Annotated in this window: 16 protein-coding genes; 13 read left to right on the top strand and 3 right to left on the bottom strand. The window is 72.3% G+C overall.

Annotation, left to right across the window (positions count from 1 at the left end):
- Positions 1-53 precede the first annotated feature (53 nt).
- The 6 genes from dxr to ACIGXW_RS33040 all read left to right on the top strand — a co-directional run bounded on the left by dxr (position 54) and on the right by ACIGXW_RS33040 (position 7,300).
- The gene (dxr, locus tag ACIGXW_RS33065; RefSeq protein ID WP_360916508.1) at positions 54-1,328 is read left to right on the top strand and encodes a 1-deoxy-D-xylulose-5-phosphate reductoisomerase; all 1,275 of its coding nucleotides are present in this window, start codon (positions 54-56) and stop codon (positions 1,326-1,328) included.
- Positions 1,325-2,626: a M50 family metallopeptidase gene (locus ACIGXW_RS33060; RefSeq protein ID WP_399576606.1), complete on the top strand. Its 1,302-nt coding sequence runs from the start codon at positions 1,325-1,327 to the stop codon at positions 2,624-2,626. Before dxr ends, ACIGXW_RS33060 begins: the two co-directional genes overlap by 4 nt.
- Positions 2,627-2,770: 144 nt before the next feature.
- A complete protein-coding gene (gene ispG, locus ACIGXW_RS33055) occupies positions 2,771-3,928 on the top strand; it encodes a flavodoxin-dependent (E)-4-hydroxy-3-methylbut-2-enyl-diphosphate synthase (RefSeq protein WP_360916501.1) in 1,158 nt (385 codons plus the stop codon).
- Positions 3,929-4,099: 171 nt separating this feature from the next.
- A complete protein-coding gene (locus ACIGXW_RS33050) occupies positions 4,100-4,945 on the top strand; it encodes a GNAT family N-acetyltransferase (RefSeq protein ID WP_399576605.1) in 846 nt (281 codons plus the stop codon).
- 37 nt (positions 4,946-4,982) lie between these two features.
- On the top strand, positions 4,983-5,516 hold the full coding sequence (locus ACIGXW_RS33045; RefSeq protein WP_071963994.1) for a GNAT family N-acetyltransferase: 534 nt from the start codon (positions 4,983-4,985) through the stop codon (positions 5,514-5,516).
- Between the two features lie 74 nt (positions 5,517-5,590).
- Positions 5,591-7,300, top strand: a complete 1,710-nt coding sequence (locus ACIGXW_RS33040) for a proline--tRNA ligase (RefSeq protein ID WP_399576604.1) — start codon at positions 5,591-5,593, stop codon at positions 7,298-7,300.
- A 65-nt stretch (positions 7,301-7,365) separates the two neighbouring features.
- On the opposite strand, the gene ACIGXW_RS33035 is transcribed toward ACIGXW_RS33040, so the two are convergent.
- Genes ACIGXW_RS33035 through ACIGXW_RS33025 form a run of 3 tightly spaced genes read right to left on the bottom strand, consistent with a single transcriptional unit; the run spans position 7,366 to position 9,354 of the window.
- A complete protein-coding gene (locus tag ACIGXW_RS33035; RefSeq protein WP_399576603.1) occupies positions 7,366-8,301 on the bottom strand; it encodes an aminoglycoside phosphotransferase family protein in 936 nt (311 codons plus the stop codon).
- Positions 8,302-8,332: 31 nt separating this feature from the next.
- Positions 8,333-8,830 (bottom strand): ferritin-like domain-containing protein, encoded by a 498-nt coding sequence (locus tag ACIGXW_RS33030; protein WP_399576602.1) that lies wholly within the window; start codon positions 8,828-8,830, stop codon positions 8,333-8,335.
- Positions 8,827-9,354 carry a hypothetical protein gene (locus tag ACIGXW_RS33025; RefSeq protein WP_399576601.1) on the bottom strand — a complete coding sequence of 176 codons (528 nt, stop codon included), beginning with the start codon at positions 9,352-9,354 and terminating at the stop codon, positions 8,827-8,829. Before ACIGXW_RS33025 ends, ACIGXW_RS33030 begins: the two co-directional genes overlap by 4 nt.
- Before the next feature lie 170 nt (positions 9,355-9,524).
- Between ACIGXW_RS33025 and rimP the strand changes: the two genes are divergently transcribed.
- The 7 genes from rimP (at position 9,525) to truB (ending at position 16,656) form a co-directional block, all read left to right on the top strand.
- Entirely contained in the window at positions 9,525-10,073 is a 549-nt protein-coding gene (gene rimP, locus ACIGXW_RS33020; protein WP_071963988.1) for a ribosome maturation factor RimP, read from the top strand.
- 2 nt (positions 10,074-10,075) lie between these two features.
- A complete protein-coding gene (gene nusA, locus ACIGXW_RS33015; protein WP_071963987.1) occupies positions 10,076-11,071 on the top strand; it encodes a transcription termination factor NusA in 996 nt (331 codons plus the stop codon).
- A 210-nt stretch (positions 11,072-11,281) separates the two neighbouring features.
- Positions 11,282-11,557, top strand: coding sequence for a YlxR family protein (locus ACIGXW_RS33010; protein ID WP_071963986.1), 276 nt, complete (start codon positions 11,282-11,284; stop codon positions 11,555-11,557).
- Between the two features lie 175 nt (positions 11,558-11,732).
- Positions 11,733-14,801, top strand: coding sequence for a translation initiation factor IF-2 (infB, locus tag ACIGXW_RS33005; protein WP_360916479.1), 3,069 nt, complete (start codon positions 11,733-11,735; stop codon positions 14,799-14,801).
- A gap of 140 nt (positions 14,802-14,941) precedes the next feature.
- Positions 14,942-15,238, top strand: coding sequence for a DUF503 domain-containing protein (locus ACIGXW_RS33000; protein ID WP_071963984.1), 297 nt, complete (start codon positions 14,942-14,944; stop codon positions 15,236-15,238).
- A gap of 51 nt (positions 15,239-15,289) precedes the next feature.
- Positions 15,290-15,751, top strand: a complete 462-nt coding sequence (rbfA, locus tag ACIGXW_RS32995; RefSeq protein ID WP_071963980.1) for a 30S ribosome-binding factor RbfA — start codon at positions 15,290-15,292, stop codon at positions 15,749-15,751.
- Positions 15,751-16,656, top strand: coding sequence for a tRNA pseudouridine(55) synthase TruB (gene truB / locus ACIGXW_RS32990; protein ID WP_399576600.1), 906 nt, complete (start codon positions 15,751-15,753; stop codon positions 16,654-16,656). Before rbfA ends, truB begins: the two co-directional genes overlap by 1 nt.
- The last annotated feature ends 154 nt before the right edge of the window (positions 16,657-16,810 follow it).

The raw sequence follows: 16,810 nt of genomic DNA, 5'->3' as shown, positions 1-16,810 counted from the left end.
ATCACCGGGACGCCCCTGTCGGGCCGGCCCGGCGGTGCGGCCACAATGGGGGGATGACGGACTCCCTCGCTGACCCGCACCTGCGCTACTCCGCCGCCGTTCCGGCGGGCGACGGACCGCGCGAGATCGTGATCCTCGGCTCGACCGGTTCGATCGGCACCCAGGCCATCGACCTCGTGCTGCGCAACCCCGGCCGCTTCACGGTGACCGCCCTGTCCGCCGCCGGCGGCCGGGTGGACCTCCTCGCCGAGCAGGCCCGGCAGCTGCGGGTGCGCACGGTCGCCGTGGCCCAGGCCGACAAGGTGCCGGCGCTGCGCGAGGCGCTCGCCGCGCGGTACGGGAGCGAGCCGCTGCCCGAGATCCTGGCGGGGCCCGACGCGGCCACCGAGGTGGCGCGCAGCGAGTGCCACACCGTCCTCAACGGCATCACGGGCTCCATCGGCCTGGCGCCCACCCTCGCCGCCCTGGAGGCGGGCCGCACGCTGGCCCTGGCCAACAAGGAGTCCCTGATCGTCGGCGGCCCGCTGGTCAAGGCCGTCGCCAAGCCGGGGCAGATCATTCCCGTCGACTCCGAGCACGCGGCCCTCTTCCAGGCCCTGCTGGGCGGCACCCGCGCCGAGGTCCGCAAGCTGGTCGTCACCGCCTCCGGCGGCCCCTTCCGCGGCCGCACCAAGGCCGAGCTGGCCTCCGTCACCCCGAAGGACGCCCTGGCGCACCCCACCTGGTCCATGGGCCCGGTGATCACGATCAACTCGGCCACCCTGGTCAACAAGGGCCTCGAGGTCATCGAGGCCCACCTGCTGTACGACATCCCCTTCGAGCGCATCGAGGTCGTCGTCCACCCGCAGTCCTACGTCCACTCCATGGTGGAGTTCACCGACGGCTCCACGCTCGCCCAGGCCACCCCGCCCGACATGCGCGGCCCCATCGCCATCGGCCTCGGCTGGCCCGAGCGGGTGCCCGACGCGGCCCCCGCCTTCGACTGGTCCCAGGCCTCCACCTGGGAGTTCTTCCCCCTCGACGAGGAGGCGTTCCCCTCGGTCGGCCTCGCCCGGCATGTCGGCGGTCTCGGCGGCACCGCGCCTGCCGTCTTCAACGCCGCCAACGAGGAGTGCGTCGATGCGTTCCTGAGCGGGCAGCTGCCGTTCAATGGGATCGTGGACACCGTCGCCGAGGTGGTCGCGGAACACGGCACCCCCGCCGCGGGAACCCGCCTGACCGTCTCGGACGTCCTGCAGGCGGAGACCTGGGCGCGCGCCCGGGCCCGCGAACTGGCGGCCCGTACGGGCGCCCGTACGGCGAAAGCGACCTCGGAGGCCCGCGCATGACGACACTGATGACCGTCCTGGGGATAGTCGTCTTCGTGGTGGGCCTGCTCTTCTCCATCGCCTGGCACGAGCTGGGCCACCTCTCCACCGCCAAGATGTTCGGCATCCGGGTGCCGCAGTACATGGTCGGCTTCGGGCCGACGATCTTCTCCCGCCGCAAGGGCGAGACGGAGTACGGCATCAAGGCCATCCCGCTCGGCGGCTACATCCGCATGATCGGCATGTTCCCGCCCGGCGAGGACGGCCGCATCAGCGCCCGTTCCACCTCCCCGTGGCGCGGCATGGTCGAGGACGCCCGCTCGGCGGCCTTCGAGGAGCTGCAGCCGGGCGACGAGACGCGGATGTTCTACACGCGCAAGCCCTGGAAGCGCGTGATCGTGATGTTCGCGGGACCGTTCATGAACCTGGTCCTCGCGGTGGTGATCTTCCTCGGCGTGATGATGTCGTTCGGCGTCAACACCCAGACCACGACCGTCTCCGCCGTCTCCGAGTGCGTCGTCTCCGCCAGCGCCGCCACCGACAAGTGCCCCACGGGCGCCAAGGACTCCCCGGCCAAGGCCGCGGGCCTGCAGCCCAAGGACCGGATCGTCGCGTTCAACGGCCACAAGGCCACCGACTGGACGACCCTGCAGAAGGAGATCCGCAAGACCACCGGCCCGGCCACGATCACCGTCGTGCGGGACGGTCAGCACAAGACCCTCAGCGCGGACCTCATCTCCAACCAGGTCCAGAAGTACGACAGCAAGGGCGCCCCCCTCAAGGGCCAGTACGTCACCGCGGGCTTCCTCGGCTTCACGCCCGCCACCGGCGTCGTCCAGCAGTCGTTCGGCCAGTCCGTCGACCGGATGGGCGACATGGTCCAGTCCGGCGTGGAGTCCCTGATCGCGCTGCCCGGCAAGATCCCGGACCTGTGGAACGCCGCCTTCGACGGCGGCGAGCGCAAGGCCGACTCGCCCATGGGCGTCGTGGGCGCCGCCCGCGTCGGCGGCGAGGTGTTCAACCTCGACATCCCGCCGTCGCAGCAGATCGCGACCATGCTCTTCCTGGTCGCCGGCTTCAACCTCTCGCTGTTCCTCTTCAACATGCTGCCGCTGCTGCCGCTGGACGGCGGACACATCGCGGGAGCCCTGTGGGAGTCGGTGCGGCGCGCCTTCGCCAAGGTCTTCCGGCGCCCCGACCCGGGCCCGTTCGACGTGGCCAAGCTGATGCCGGTCGCCTATGTGGTGGCGGGGATCTTCGTCTGCTTCACCATCCTCGTCCTCATCGCGGACGTGGTGAACCCCGTACGCCTCACCTGAGCCGGGGCGCCGCCCCCCGGCCCCCGGCACACACCGACTCCGCACGCGCTGAATTTCCAGCCCGTCCGGCGTTTGCCGTAACCTCGGAGACCGGAGCCCGCCGATCTCGGGACCATGATTTAAGACCTTGGGGTTGCTCGCCAGATGACTGCGATTTCGCTGGGAATGCCTTCCGTTCCGACCAAGCTCGCCGACCGCCGGGTCAGCCGCAAGATCCAGGTCGGATCCGTGGCCGTCGGCGGCGACGCCCCCGTGTCCGTCCAGTCGATGACGACGACCCGGACCTCGGACATCGGCGCCACGCTGCAGCAGATCGCCGAGCTGACGGCCTCCGGCTGCCAGATCGTCCGCGTCGCCTGCCCCACGCAGGACGACGCCGACGCCCTGCCGATCATCGCCCGGAAGTCCCAGATCCCGGTCATCGCGGACATCCACTTCCAGCCGAAGTACGTCTTCGCCGCCATCGACGCCGGCTGCGCGGCCGTCCGGGTCAACCCGGGCAACATCAAGCAGTTCGACGACAAGGTCAAGGAGATCGCCAAGGCCGCCGGCGACGCCGGCACCCCGATCCGCATCGGCGTCAACGCCGGCTCGCTGGACCGCCGCCTGCTGCAGAAGTACGGCAAGGCCACCCCCGAGGCGCTCGTCGAGTCCGCCCTGTGGGAGGCCTCCCTCTTCGAGGAGCACGGCTTCCGCGACATCAAGATCTCGGTCAAGCACAACGACCCGGTCGTCATGGTCAACGCCTACCGCCAGCTGGCCGCCCAGTGCGACTACCCGCTGCACCTGGGCGTCACCGAGGCCGGCCCGGCCTTCCAGGGCACCATCAAGTCGGCCGTCGCCTTCGGCGCGCTGCTCTCGGAGGGCATCGGCGACACCATCCGCGTCTCGCTGTCCGCCCCGCCCGCCGAGGAGATCAAGGTCGGCATCCAGATCCTGGAGTCGCTCAACCTCCGCCAGCGCCGCCTCGAGATCGTCTCCTGCCCCTCCTGCGGCCGCGCCCAGGTCGACGTCTACAAGCTGGCCGAGGAGGTCACGGCGGGCCTGGAGGGCATGGAGGTCCCGCTGCGCGTCGCCGTCATGGGCTGCGTCGTCAACGGCCCCGGCGAGGCCCGCGAGGCCGACCTGGGCGTCGCCTCCGGCAACGGCAAGGGCCAGATCTTCGTCAAGGGCGAGGTCATCAAGACCGTCCCCGAGTCCAAGATCGTGGAGACCCTCATCGAAGAGGCCCTGAAGATCGCCGAGCAGATGCAGAAGGACGGCATCGCCTCCGGCGAGCCCACCATCAGCGTCGCCGGCTGACCCGGCCGGAACCGGCCGGTTCCACCCCGCACCACCGCTGCCCCGCCCCCGCAAGGGACGGGGCAGCGCCATATCCGCCCACGAGGCAGGTACCCGTCCGAGGCTGGAGGTACAGTGCCAGGACCTGTTCCCCCATGGCCCCCGGCCCGCGACGGTGAGGCAATCCCCCACGTGCTGACGACGACCACCACCAAGGTCCTGGAGCCCGGCGAACTCGACGCTGCCCTCGCCGTCCTCGACCGCGACCCCGTCGCCAACGCCTTCGTCGCGGCGCGCGTCCAGGTCGCCGGGCTCGACCCCTGGCGGCTCGGTGGCGAGATGTGGGGCTGGTACGCGGGCGGCCGTCTGGAATCGCTCTGCTACGCGGGCGCCAACCTCGTCCCCATCTGCGCCGGCCCCGACGCCGTACGCGCCTTCGCCGACCGCGCCCGCCGCTCCGGCCGCCGCTGCTCCTCCATCGTCGGGCCGGCGGGGGCCACCGCCGAGCTGTGGTCCCTCCTCGAACCCCACTGGGGCCCCGCCCGCGAGGTCCGCGCCCACCAGCCCCTCATGGTCACCCGGTCCATGCCCGCGGAGGTCGAGCCCGACCCGCTGGTCCGCCGCGTCCGCAGGGACGAGATGGACGTGATCATGCCGGCGTGCGTGGCCATGTTCACCGAGGAGGTCGGCGTCTCCCCGCTCGCCGGCGACGGCGGCCTGCTCTACCAGGCCCGCGTCGCCGAGCTCGTCGGCTCGGGCCGCTCCTTCGCCCGCGTGGAGGACGGCCGCGTCGTCTTCAAGGCCGAGATCGGCGCCGCCACGGACCGGGCCTGCCAGATCCAGGGCGTCTGGGTCGCCCCCGAGCACCGCGGCCGCGGTCTGTCCGTGACCGGTATGGCCGCCGTCCTGCGCCACGCCCTGCACGAGGTCTCCCCGGTCGTGAGCCTGTACGTCAACGACTACAACACCGCCGCGCGGGCCGCGTACCGCCGGGTGGGCTTCGAAGAGGTCGGCGCCTTCATGAGCGTGCTGTTCTGAGGCGACCGACGGACCTACGGGCGGGTAGCCTCCCCGCATGAATGACATCGCGGTCGGACCGCTCGACCTCGCCGCACGGGTGGACGAAGCGCTGGCCGTGCAGGCCGTCGCCTTCGGGCTCACGCCGGAGGAGGTCGGCGTACGGCGCCACATCGTGCTCCGGCACCTCACCTGCCCCGGCGCACGGGCCCTGGGCGCCACCACGCCCGAGGGCCGGCTCGTGGGCTTCGTCTACGGGATGCCGAACGACCGCACGCACTGGTGGTCCACGGTGGTCGAACCGTATCTGCGCGCCAACGGCTGCGAGGCCTGGCTGGACGACTCCTTCGTCATCACCGAGCTGCACGTCCACCCCGCGTTCCAGAACCGGCGGATCGGGCGGGGCCTGATCACCGCCATCACGGCCACCGCCCGGGAGCCCCGCTCCATCCTCTCCGCCATCGACCGCGAGAGCCCCGCCCGGGCGCTCTACCGCAAGCTCGGCTACCGGGACCTCGCCCGGAACGTGATCTTCCCCAGCGCGCCCAGCCCGTACGCCGTCATGGGGGCGCCGCTGCCGCTGGCGGCCTGAGAAAGCGTTTCCCGGCCCTCGGCGCCGGAGGCTAGTCTCCTCGGGATCACCCCGCACGGTACGCAGGAGCAACCATGGTCCATGTCCAGCGCATGTCCAAGACGATGATCAAGACGTTGCGCGACGACCCGGCCGACGCCGAGACCGCCAGCCACAAGCTGCTGGTCCGCGCCGGCTACGTACGCCGCTCCTCGGCGGGGGTGTGGACCTGGCTGCCGCTCGGCAAGAAGGTCCTCGAGAACGTCACGCGCGTGGTGCGCGAGGAGATGGACGCCATCGGCGGCCAGGAGGTGCTGCTGCCCGCGCTGCTGCCCCGGGAGCCGTACGAGACGAGCGGGCGCTGGACGGAGTACGGCGACCAGCTCTTCCGGCTGCGCGACCGCAAGGGCGCGGACTATCTCCTGGGGCCCACGCACGAGGAGATCTTCACCCTGACGGTCAAGGACCAGTGCACGTCCTACAAGGACCTGCCGGTGATCCTCTATCAGATCCAGACCAAGTACCGGGACGAGGCACGACCCCGCTCGGGCGTGCTGCGCGGCCGCGAGTTCCAGATGAAGGACTCGTACTCCTTCGACACCACCGACGAGGGCCTGGCCGAGTCCTACCGGCTGCACCGAGCCGCCTACGCCCGCGTCTTCGCGCGCCTGGGCCTGGACCACCGGATCGTCTCCGCCGTCTCCGGCGCGATGGGCGGCTCGGCGTCCGAGGAGTTCCTGGCCCCGGCGGCGGCCGGCGAGGACACCTTCGTGGACTGCCCCAGCTGCGACTACGCCGCCAACACCGAGGCGGTCACCACGGTCGTGACCCCCGCCGACCCAGCGGGCCACGGCCCGCTGGAGGAGGTGGACACCCCGGACACCCCCACCATCGAGACCCTCGCCGAGCACCTGTGCGTGCCGGCCTCGGCCACGCTCAAGAACCTGCTCGTCAAGGTCGACGGCCGCATCACCGCCGTCGGCGTGCCCGGCGACCGCGAGGTCGACCTGGGCAAGCTGGGCGAGCACCTCGCCCCGGCCGTCGTGGAGTTGGTGACGGCCGAGGACTTCGCCGGCCGGCCCGCCCTCGTGCGCGGCTACGTCGGCCCGCAGGGGCTGCCCGAGGACGTGCCCTACCTCGCCGACCCGCGCGTGGCGCCCGGCACCGCCTGGATCACCGGCGCCAACAAGCCGGACACGCACGCCCGCAACGTCGTCTGCGGCCGCGACTTCACGGTCGACCGCTACGTCGACGTCGTCGTGGTCGAGCCCGGCGACCCGTGCCCCTGCTGCGGCGCGGGTCTGGAGATCGGTCGGGCCATCGAGGTCGGCCACATCTTCCAGCTCGGCCGCAAGTACGCCGACGCGTTCGGCCTCGACGTGCTCGGCCCGCAGGGCAAGCCCGTCCGCGTCACCATGGGTTCGTACGGCATCGGCGTCTCCCGCGCCGTCGCCGCCCTCGCCGAGCAGACCCACGACGCCGCCGGTCTGTGCTGGCCCCGCGAAGTCGCCCCGGCGGACGTCCACGTGGTGGCCGCCGGCAAGGCCGTACAGACCGAGCTGGCCGACGCGGTGGCCGCACGCCTGGCCGAGGCGGGGGTGCGCGTCCTGCTGGACGACCGGGCGGGCGTCTCACCGGGCGTCAAGTTCACGGACGCGGAACTGATCGGCGTGCCGACGATCCTGGTCGTGGGGCGCCGCGCGGCCGACGGCGTGGTCGAGCTGAAGGACCGCCGCACGGGCGAGAAGGAGGAACTGCCGGTGGACGAGGCGGTGTCGAGGCTGACGAAGGCGGTGCGGGCGTAACCGGGGCTCCGCCCCGGACCCCGGTCCTCAAACGCCGGACGGGCTGAAATTCAGCCCGTCCGGACCTACAGCAACCCCGCGAACTCCAGCAGTAGTTCCCCCTGCCTCTGTTCCCCCCGCGCCAGCGCCACCGCCCCCGCCTCCGTCGCCCGGAACAGCGTCCAGCCCCGCAGCCGCCCGGCGTCGACGTCCAGTGACTCCGACAGCTTCGCCACCCGCCGCCGGGCCGCCGCGGCGGCCCCCGGCGCGGCCAGCAGCGTGTCGGCGCGGTCGCGGACCAGCCAGGCCAGGTCGTAGGCCCGTTCGCCGACCAGCGGGCGCGGGGCGATGGCCAGCCAGGGCGCGCGGTCGGCGGCCAGGACGCTGCCCTGGTGGTAGTCGCCGTGCAGCAGCACGGGAGCCTCCTCGGCGTCGGCCGCCACCAGGCCGTCGCGCAGCTCCAGCGCCTCGTCGAGCACGCCGCGCACCTCCGCCGCCCATGGCTCCTCGCGGTACGAGCGCAACGCGTCGGCCGGCGCTGCCGTGTGCTCGGCGACGGTCGCGAACGGATGACCGGCGGCCGGCGGCACCCACAGCCGCTGGAGCGTGGCGGCCGCCTCCAGCTGGGCCTTGGCCTCGGCCAGCGACCGCAGGCTGACGTCGGCGTGCAGCCGTTCGAGCAACAGCGCCCCGGCCGCCGGGTCCACGCGCAGCGCGCGCACCGCGCTGCGTCCGTCCCAGTGGGCGAGCGCGGCGTGTTCGCGCTCGGCCGTGCCGTCGGGCGGGGAGAGCTTGAGCGCGGCCGGCGTGCCGTCGGCCTGCCGGACGAGGACGACCATGCCGGTCCGTCCGCCGGGCATCTGCACCCGTTCGGGTGTCAGTTCCCACCGGGCGAGGCACTCCCGGGCGATGTCCGGCAGCGCCGCGAGCCACTGCCGCGCGGCGGCGCCGCGGCCGGGGTCCGAGCCCAGGGTCCGAACCAGCCGCTGCGGCGGTTCGAGGCGGTCGTGAGCGTTGGCCATCCCTGAGAGGTCCCTTTCGTCTTTTCGCTGATCAGGCCCGCTGGGACGGACCGCCCGGCGAGCCACCGGGCCCGGCCTGCGCGGCCCGCTCGGCGAGCCCAGGGAAGGCTACGCTGCCGCCGCTCCAGCGCACCGCCCGCACCGCCGCCTCCCGCAGGCCCGCCGCCGCCTCGCCGCGCAGACCGCCCGTGGCCGCCCGTACGAGATCGGCGTAGACGGCCGCGAGCCGGCCCTCCAGCTCCGCCGCCAGCCGCACGGCGGCCGCCTCGTCCGGCACCGGGAACGGCAGGGTGTACGCGGCCGCCGCGGCCTCCGGCTCGGCGCCCAGGTCCCGTACGGCGCGGCTCATCGCGTCCCGCCGGGCCCGGTGGGCGTCGTGCGCCTCGCGGGCCTCGGCCGCGCGGGCGTCGTCGACGCGCCCGCCGACCACCCCGTAGCCGTAGACGGTGGCGTGCTCGGCGGCGAGCGCGGCCTGCGCGGCCGCCACCACCTCGCGCGATGCGCCGCCGGAGCGGGAGGTCCTGGTCATGCGCCACCTCCGGTGAGCAGATACGCGTGGGCCGCGCCCGCCGCCGCCACCGAGGCGAGCAGGCGGGCGAGGTCGGGCGGGGCCGAACCCAGGGCGGCGGTACGGGCGTCGGCGGTGCGGCGCTCGGCGTCGGCGAGGGCGGCGAGGGCCGCGTTCTCGTCGCCGGGCACCTCGGGGGCCGCGGGCGGGGCCGTCGCCGAGGCCGAGGGAGAGGCCTGGGGGTCCGGGCCGAAGGCCTCGGCGTGCCGGGCGACTTCGGCCCGCAAGGGCCGCAGCCGCTGCGCCAGCGAGGCGTGCGCGGCGATCGTCGCGTCGTAGCGCTCCAGCAGCCGTGCCGAGTCCCGGCCGGCGCTCTCGCGCAGCCCCCGCTCGGCCGAGGCGCGCCCGTCGGCGCCGTCCGAGCCGGAGGAACATCCGGCCAGCAGCGCCGTGGCGCCACCGGTCAGCAGGGCCGCCGTCGCCCCGGCCAGTACCCTGCGTCTGCGCGGGCCGTCGGCGCCCCGCGTCGTCGTCGTGAGCGGCACGATCCTCTTTCCGCCTCGTCGGGGCATGATCACCGCACGCGAGCGTACCGGCGCGCGGCCACGTCGCAGCGGACCGGGCACCGAATCGTCAGCCGCCTGCCGGAACAGATAGGCTTTGACCTGACACGCGACTTTCCCACAACAGCACACGCGGCCGAGGAGTCACCCGGATGAGCACCACCCAGAGCGAGAGGCTGCGCGAGCTCCTCGCCCCTCTCGTGAGCGCGCGAGAGCTGGAGCTGGAAGAGGTCGAGGTGACGCCGGCCGGGAAGCGGCGCGTCCTGCGCATCGTGGTGGATTCCGATGCGGGTGTGCAGCTGGACACGTGTGCGGAGCTGAGCCGCGACGTCTCCGACATGCTCGACGAGACGGACGCCATGGGTGGCGCCCCCTATGTCCTCGAGGTCACCTCTCCCGGCGCCGACCGCCCCCTGACGCAGCACCGTCACTACGTCCGCGCCACCGGCCGGCTGATCAAGGCGCAGCTCACCGACGGCGGTGAGCTCGTCGCGCGGATCATGGCCGTGGACGAGGACGGGCTCGACCTGGAGGTGCCGGGCGTCAAGGGCCGCAAGCCCACCGCCCGCAGGCTGGCCTTCGCCGAGATCGCCAAGGCGCGTGTCGAGATCGAGTTCAACCGTAAGGCCGACGAGAAGGCCGCAGTCGAATCCGCCGGAGAGCAGTCCGGGATTCAAGACGAGATTCAAGAGGAGGCGTAGCCGTGGACATCGACATGAGCGCCCTGCGGGGTCTGGTGCGAGAGAAGGAGATCTCCTTCGACCTGCTGGTCGAGGCGATCGAGTCGGCCCTCCTCATCGCGTACCACCGCACCGAGGGAAGCCGCCGCCGGGCCCGCGTGGAGCTGGACCGCTCGAGCGGCCATGTGACGGTGTGGGCCAAGGAGGACCCGCAGGACCTCGCCGAGGGCGAGGAGCCCCGCGAGTTCGACGACACCCCCTCCGGCTTCGGCCGGATCGCCGCGACCACCGCGAAGCAGGTCATCCTCCAGCGTCTGCGCGACGCCGAGGACGAGATCACTTTCGGTGAGTTCGCCGGCCGTGAGGGCGACGTCGTCGCGGGCATCGTGCAGCAGGGCAAGGACCCCAAGAACGTCCTGGTCGACATCGGCAAGCTGGAAGCCATCCTGCCGGTCCAGGAGCAGGTGCCGGGCGAGGAGTACAAGCACGGCACGCGTCTGCGCACGTACGTCGTGCGGGTGGCCAAGGGTGTCCGCGGTCCGTCCGTGACGCTCTCGCGCACCCACCCCAACCTGGTGAAGAAGCTGTTCGCCATGGAGGTCCCGGAGATCGCGGACGGTTCGGTGGAGATCGCCGCCATCGCCCGTGAGGCCGGTCACCGCACCAAGATCGCCGTGCGTTCCACCCGCTCCGGGCTGAACGCGAAGGGCGCCTGCATCGGCCCGATGGGCGGCCGCGTCCGCGCGGTCATGGCCGAGCTGCACGGCGAGAAGATCGACATCGTCGACTGGTCGGACGACCCGGCGGAGCTGGTGGCGCACGCGCTGTCCCCCGCACGGGTGAGCAAGGTCGAGGTCGTGGACCTCGCCGCCCGCTCCGCACGGGTGACCGTGCCGGACTACCAGCTCTCCCTGGCCATCGGCAAGGAAGGCCAGAACGCCCGGCTCGCGGCGCGGCTCACCGGCTGGCGGATCGACATCCGTCCGGACACCGAGCAGCAGCAGCCGGAGCGCGACTGATCCTCGCGCAGCGCACAGTAGTGACGGGGGGCGTGCGGCAGCCCGCCCCGAGCGGCCCCGATTGGTCCGTAAAACGACCATGAGGGGGCCGCGTCCCCCCGGTGGGCCCCGGTAGGGGCCCCGAATCCTGGCCGATCATGGCCGAAACGCATACGCGCACGATCAGTGCCCCGAAGGGGTGAGGTCGGCGTGGGGAGGTAGACTTAATCAGTGTCTGGCCGGACGCATGCCCGCGCATGCCCTGAGCGCACCTGTGTGGGGTGCCGGGAGCGAGCGGCCAAGGGCGAACTGCTGCGGACCGTGATGATCGAGGGCGTCTGCGTCCCCGATCCGCGCGGTACGCTGCCCGGCCGGGGTGCCTCCGTGCATCCCACACTGGTCTGTCTCGATCTGGCGGTACGCCGCCGGGCGTTTCCCAGGGCCTTCAAAAGCCCGGGGCCGCTCGATACCGCGGCACTGCGCCGCTTCATCGAGCAGATCGGCTAGTACCGGCAGCACTGCCAGGCAACACCGTAAGAAGAACGGCACGGGCGACCGTGCGGTCAGGTACCTCGCGAGTTGGAAGTAGGTCGAGATTGCGATGAGCACTCGATGAGTACGCGATGAGTACGCCCATGAAGTAGCGACGGTCCGGTGGACACCCGGACCTAGAAGGAGCGAAGTGGCTAAGGTCCGGGTATACGAACTCGCCAAGGAGTTCGGAGTGGAGAGCAAGGTCGTCATGGCCAAGCTCCAAGAACTTGGTGAATTCGTCCGTTCGGCGTCCTCGACTATCGAGGCGCCGGTCGTCCGCAAGTTGACTGACGCATTGCAGGGGCCCGGCGGCAACGCCGGCAAGTCCGCTGCGAAGCCCGCGGCGCCGCGTAAGGCTGCGCCGAAGCCGGGTGCCCCCACTCCGGGCGCCCCCCGTCCCGCTGCCCCGGCCCCCAAGCCGGCCGCCGCGGAGACCCCCAGCACCCCCAAGCCGGCAGGTGCCGCGCCGACCCCCGGTCCGCGCCCCGGTCCGAAGCCCGCTCCGGCGGCTCCGGCCAAGCCTGCCCCGGTCACCCCGGTGCCCGCCGCGGAGTTCTCCGCGCCGGCTCCGGCCGCCCCGTCCCAGGACCGTCCCGCGCCCCGCCCCGGTGGCGGCGCTCCCGGCCCGCGCCCCGGCGCGCGTCCGGGTGGTCCGGCCGGTCAGCGTGACGGCGGCCGTCCCGAGCGCGCCCCGCGCCCGGGTGGCGAGCGTGCCCCGCGCCCCGGTGGCGCACGTCCGGCCGGTCCCCGTCCGGGCAACAACCCCTTCACCTCCGGTGGCTCCACCGGAATGGCCCGCCCGCAGGCCCCCCGTCCCGGTGGCGCCCCGCGTCCCGGCGGCGACCGTCCGGGCCCCGGCGGCCCGCGTCCGCAGGGCGGCCCCGGTGGCGCCCCGCGTCCCCAGGGTCAGGGCGGCGCCCGTCCGACCCCGGGCGGCATGCCCCGTCCGCAGGGTGCCCCCGGTGGCGCCCCGCGTCCCGGTGGCGCTCCCGCCGGTAACCGCCCGAACCCGGGCATGATGCCGCAGCGTCCGGCTGCCGGCCCGCGTCCGGGCCCCGGTGGCGGCGGTCGCGGTCCCGGTGGCGGCGCAGGTCGTCCCGGTGGCGCCGGTCGTCCCGGTGGCGGCGGCTTCGCCGGCCGTCCGGCCGGTCCCGGTGGCGGCGGTCGTCCCGGTGGCGGCGGCGGCTTCGCCGGTCGTCCCGGTGGCGGTGGCGCTCCCGGTGGTGGCGGCGGCTTCGGCGGTCGTCCCGGCTTCGGTGGCCGTCCCGGCGGTCCCGGTGCCCGTGGTGGCACGCAGGGTGCGTTCGGCCGTCCCGGCGGTCCGGCGCGTCGTGGTCGCAAGTCGAAGCGGCAGAGGCGCCAGGAGTACGAGGCCATGCAGGCCCCGTCCGTCGGCGGCGTGATGCTGCCCCGCGGCAACGGCGAGTCCATCCGCCTGTCGCGCGGTGCCTCCCTCACCGACTTCGCGGAGAAGATCGGCGCCAACCCGGCGTCGCTCGTCGCCGTGATGATGAACCTCGGCGAGATGGTCACCGCGACCCAGTCGGTGTCCGACGAGACGCTGACGCTCCTCGGTGACGAGATGAACTACCAGGTTCAGATCGTCAGCCCCGAGGAGGAGGACCGCGAGCTGCTCGAGTCGTTCTCCATCGAGTTCGGTGAGAACGAGGGCGGCGAGGAGATGCTCGTCTCCCGTCCGCCGGTCGTGACCGTCATGGGTCACGTCGACCACGGTAAGACCCGACTGCTGGACGCGATCCGCAAGACGAACGTCGTCGCGGGCGAGGCCGGCGGCATCACGCAGCACATCGGTGCGTACCAGGTCGCCACCGAGGTCAACGGCGAAGAGCGCGCGATCACCTTCATCGACACCCCGGGTCACGAGGCGTTCACCGCCATGCGTGCCCGTGGTGCCAAGTCGACCGACATCGCGATCCTCGTGGTGGCGGCCAACGACGGTGTCATGCCGCAGACGATCGAGGCGCTGAACCACGCCAAGGCGGCCGACGTGCCGATCGTGGTCGCGGTCAACAAGATCGACGTCGAGGGCGCCGACCCGACCAAGGTGCGCGGTCAGCTCACCGAGTTCGGTCTGGTGGCCGAGGAGTACGGCGGCGACACCATGTTCGTCGACATCTCCGCCAAGCAGGGCCTGCACATCGACAGCCTGCTGGAGGCCGTGGTCCTCACCGCGGACGCCTCGCTCGACCTGCGCGCCAACGCGGAGCAGGACGCGCAGGGTATTGCGATCGAGGCCCACCTCGACCGCGGTCGCGGCGCCGTGGCCACCGTCCTCGTCCAGCGCGGTACCCTCCGCGTCGGCGACACGATGGTCGCCGGTGACGCCTACGGCCGTGTCCGCGCGATGCTCGACGACAAGGGCCAGAACGTGGAAGAGGCGGGTCCGTCGACCCCGGTCCTCGTCCTCGGTCTGACCAACGTCCCGGGCGCCGGCGACAACTTCCTCGTCGTCGACGAGGACCGCACGGCTCGCCAGATCGCCGAGAAGCGCGCTGCGCGTGAGCGCAACGCCGCCTTCGCCAAGCGCACCCGCCGGGTGTCCCTCGAGGACCTCGACAAGGTGCTCAAGGCCGGTCTGGTGCAGGATCTCAACATCATCATCAAGGGCGACGCGTCCGGTTCGGTGGAGGCTCTCGAGTCCTCGCTGCTCCAGCTCGACGTCGGCGAAGAGGTCGAGATCCGCGTGCTGCACCGCGGTGTGGGTGCGGTCACCGAGTCGGACATCAACCTGGCGACCGGCTCCGACGCCATCGTCATCGGCTTCAACGTCCGCGCCGAGGGCCGTGCCACGCAGATGGCCGAGCGCGAGGGCGTCGACGTCCGGTACTACTCGGTCATCTACCAGGCGATCGAGGAGATCGAGGCGGCCCTCAAGGGCATGCTGAAGCCGGAGTACGAAGAGGTCGAGCTCGGTACGGCGGAGATCCGCGAGATCTTCCGCTCGTCCAAGCTGGGCAACATCGCGGGTGTCCTCATCCGTTCCGGCGAGGTCAAGCGCAACACCAAGGCGCGCCTCATCCGCGACGGCAAGGTCATCGCGGAGGAGCTCAACATCGTCGGTCTGCGTCGCTTCAAGGACGACGTCACCGAGATCCGCGAAGGCTTCGAGGGTGGTATCAACCTCGGAAACTTCAACGACATCAAGATCGACGACGTCATCGCGACGTACGAGATGCGCGAGAAGCCGCGAGGCTGAACGGCATAGCTCGACCGGGGCCGGTCGGCGGAAGAATATTTCCGTCGATCGGCCCCGGCCGTTGCGTGTACGGTTCGAAGAGCCCGTGCACGACGCACGGGTAACCCTCACGCCTCCCGGGTGGGCTTCACCCGCACCACATGTATGTAGGGACTCTGTCCTTCGATCTTCTCCTGGGCGACGTACGGTCGCTGAAGGAGAAGCGCTCCGTCGTCCGACCGATCGTCGCCGAGCTGCACCGCAAATTCGCGGTGAGCGTGGCGGAGGTCGGCGAGCAGGACCTCTACCGCCGGGCCACGATCGGCGTGGCGGCGGTGTCCGGGGACGCGGGGCACCTCACAGACCTGTTGGACCGCTGCGAGCGCATGGTCGCCGCACGTCCGGAAGTGGAGCTGCTGTCGGTTCGGCGGCGGTTCCACGGCGATCATGACGACTGAGTGCGTCAGCGCCGAGAGCACAATGATGGAAGACGAGAAGGAGACGGACCAGTGGCCGACAACGCGCGTGCGAAGAGGCTGGCGGACCTCATCCGCGAGGTGATCGCACAGAAGCTGCAGCGCGGAATCAAGGACCCGCGGCTCGGCTCTCACGTGACGATCACGGACACCCGCGTCACCGGCGACCTGCGGGAGGCCACGGTCTTCTACACGGTCTACGGCGACGACGAGGACCGGGCCAGCGCCGCCGCCGGGCTGGAGAGCGCCAAGGGCATCCTGCGCTCCGAGGTCGGCCGCGCCGCGGGCACCAAGTTCACCCCGACGCTGACGTTCGTCGCGGACGCCCTGCCGGAGAACGCCCGGACCATCGAGGACCTCCTCGACCGGGCGCGGGCCTCGGACGCCCAGGTGCGCGAGGCGTCCTCGGGCGCCACGTACGCCGGCGAGGCGGACCCGTACCGCAAGCCGGGCGAGGACGACGAGGCGGCCGACGAAAAGGGCGCCGGAGCCTGATGAAGCACAAGGCACCGACCACCCCGGACGGGCTGGTCATCGTCGACAAGCCCGCCGGCTTCACCTCGCACGACGTCGTCGCCAAGATGCGGGGCATCGCCCGCACCCGGCGCGTCGGCCACGCGGGGACGCTCGACCCGATGGCGACCGGTGTGCTCGTCCTCGGCATCGAGCGCGCCACCAAGCTCCTCGGTCACCTCGCGCTGACCGAGAAGGAGTACGTGGCGACCATCCGGCTCGGCCAGAACACGGTGACCGACGACGCCGAGGGCGAGATCACCTCGTCCGCGGACGCCTCCGGGGTCACCCGCGAGGCGATCGACGCCGGGGTGGCCAAGCTGACGGGCGCCATCATGCAGGTGCCCTCCAAGGTCAGCGCGATCAAGATAAACGGCGTGCGCTCCTACAAGCGGGCGCGCGAGGGCGAGGAGTTCGAGATCCCCGCCCGGCCGGTGACGGTCTCCTCCTTCACCGTGCACGCCGTGATCCCCGCCGAGGCGGCGGACGGCACCCCGGTGCAGGACCTGCTGGTCTCCGTCGTCTGCTCGTCCGGCACGTACGTGCGCGCCCTCGCCCGCGACCTGGGCGCGGACACGGGCGTCGGCGGCCATCTGACGGCCCTGCGGCGCACCCGCGTCGGCCCGTACGGCATCGGCGACGCCCGCACCCTGGACCAGCTCCAGGAGGAGCTGACCGTGATGCCCGTCGCCGAGGCGGCCGCCGCCGCGTTCCAGCGCTGGGACGTGAACGAGGAGCAGGCCCGGCTGCTCGGCAACGGCGTCCGGATCAAGGTGCCGCTGTTCGACACCACCGGCCCCCTCGCGGTCTTCGGACCCGACGGCCGCTTCCTGGTGCTGGTGGAGAACCAGGGCGGCAAGGCCAAGAGCCTGGCCGTCTTCGCCTAGCGGACCGGCCGGCAGGCCGTCGCGGGACTTTCCCACCGTGGGGCGGGGAGCGCGTCATTCCACGCGTTCCCCGCCCCACGATCCCCCTCCCACTGGTCTCTATCCATCCGGGACGGGTGATTCACCCCAACGGGCAGGCGCTCGGAGTGAACCA

This window comes from Streptomyces sp. NPDC053079 (assembly GCF_044546695.1).
Taxonomy (GTDB): Bacteria; Actinomycetota; Actinomycetes; order Streptomycetales; family Streptomycetaceae; genus Streptomyces.
Note: the sequence above shows the minus strand (reverse complement) of the source record. Positions and strands in the feature narration are given on the sequence as shown.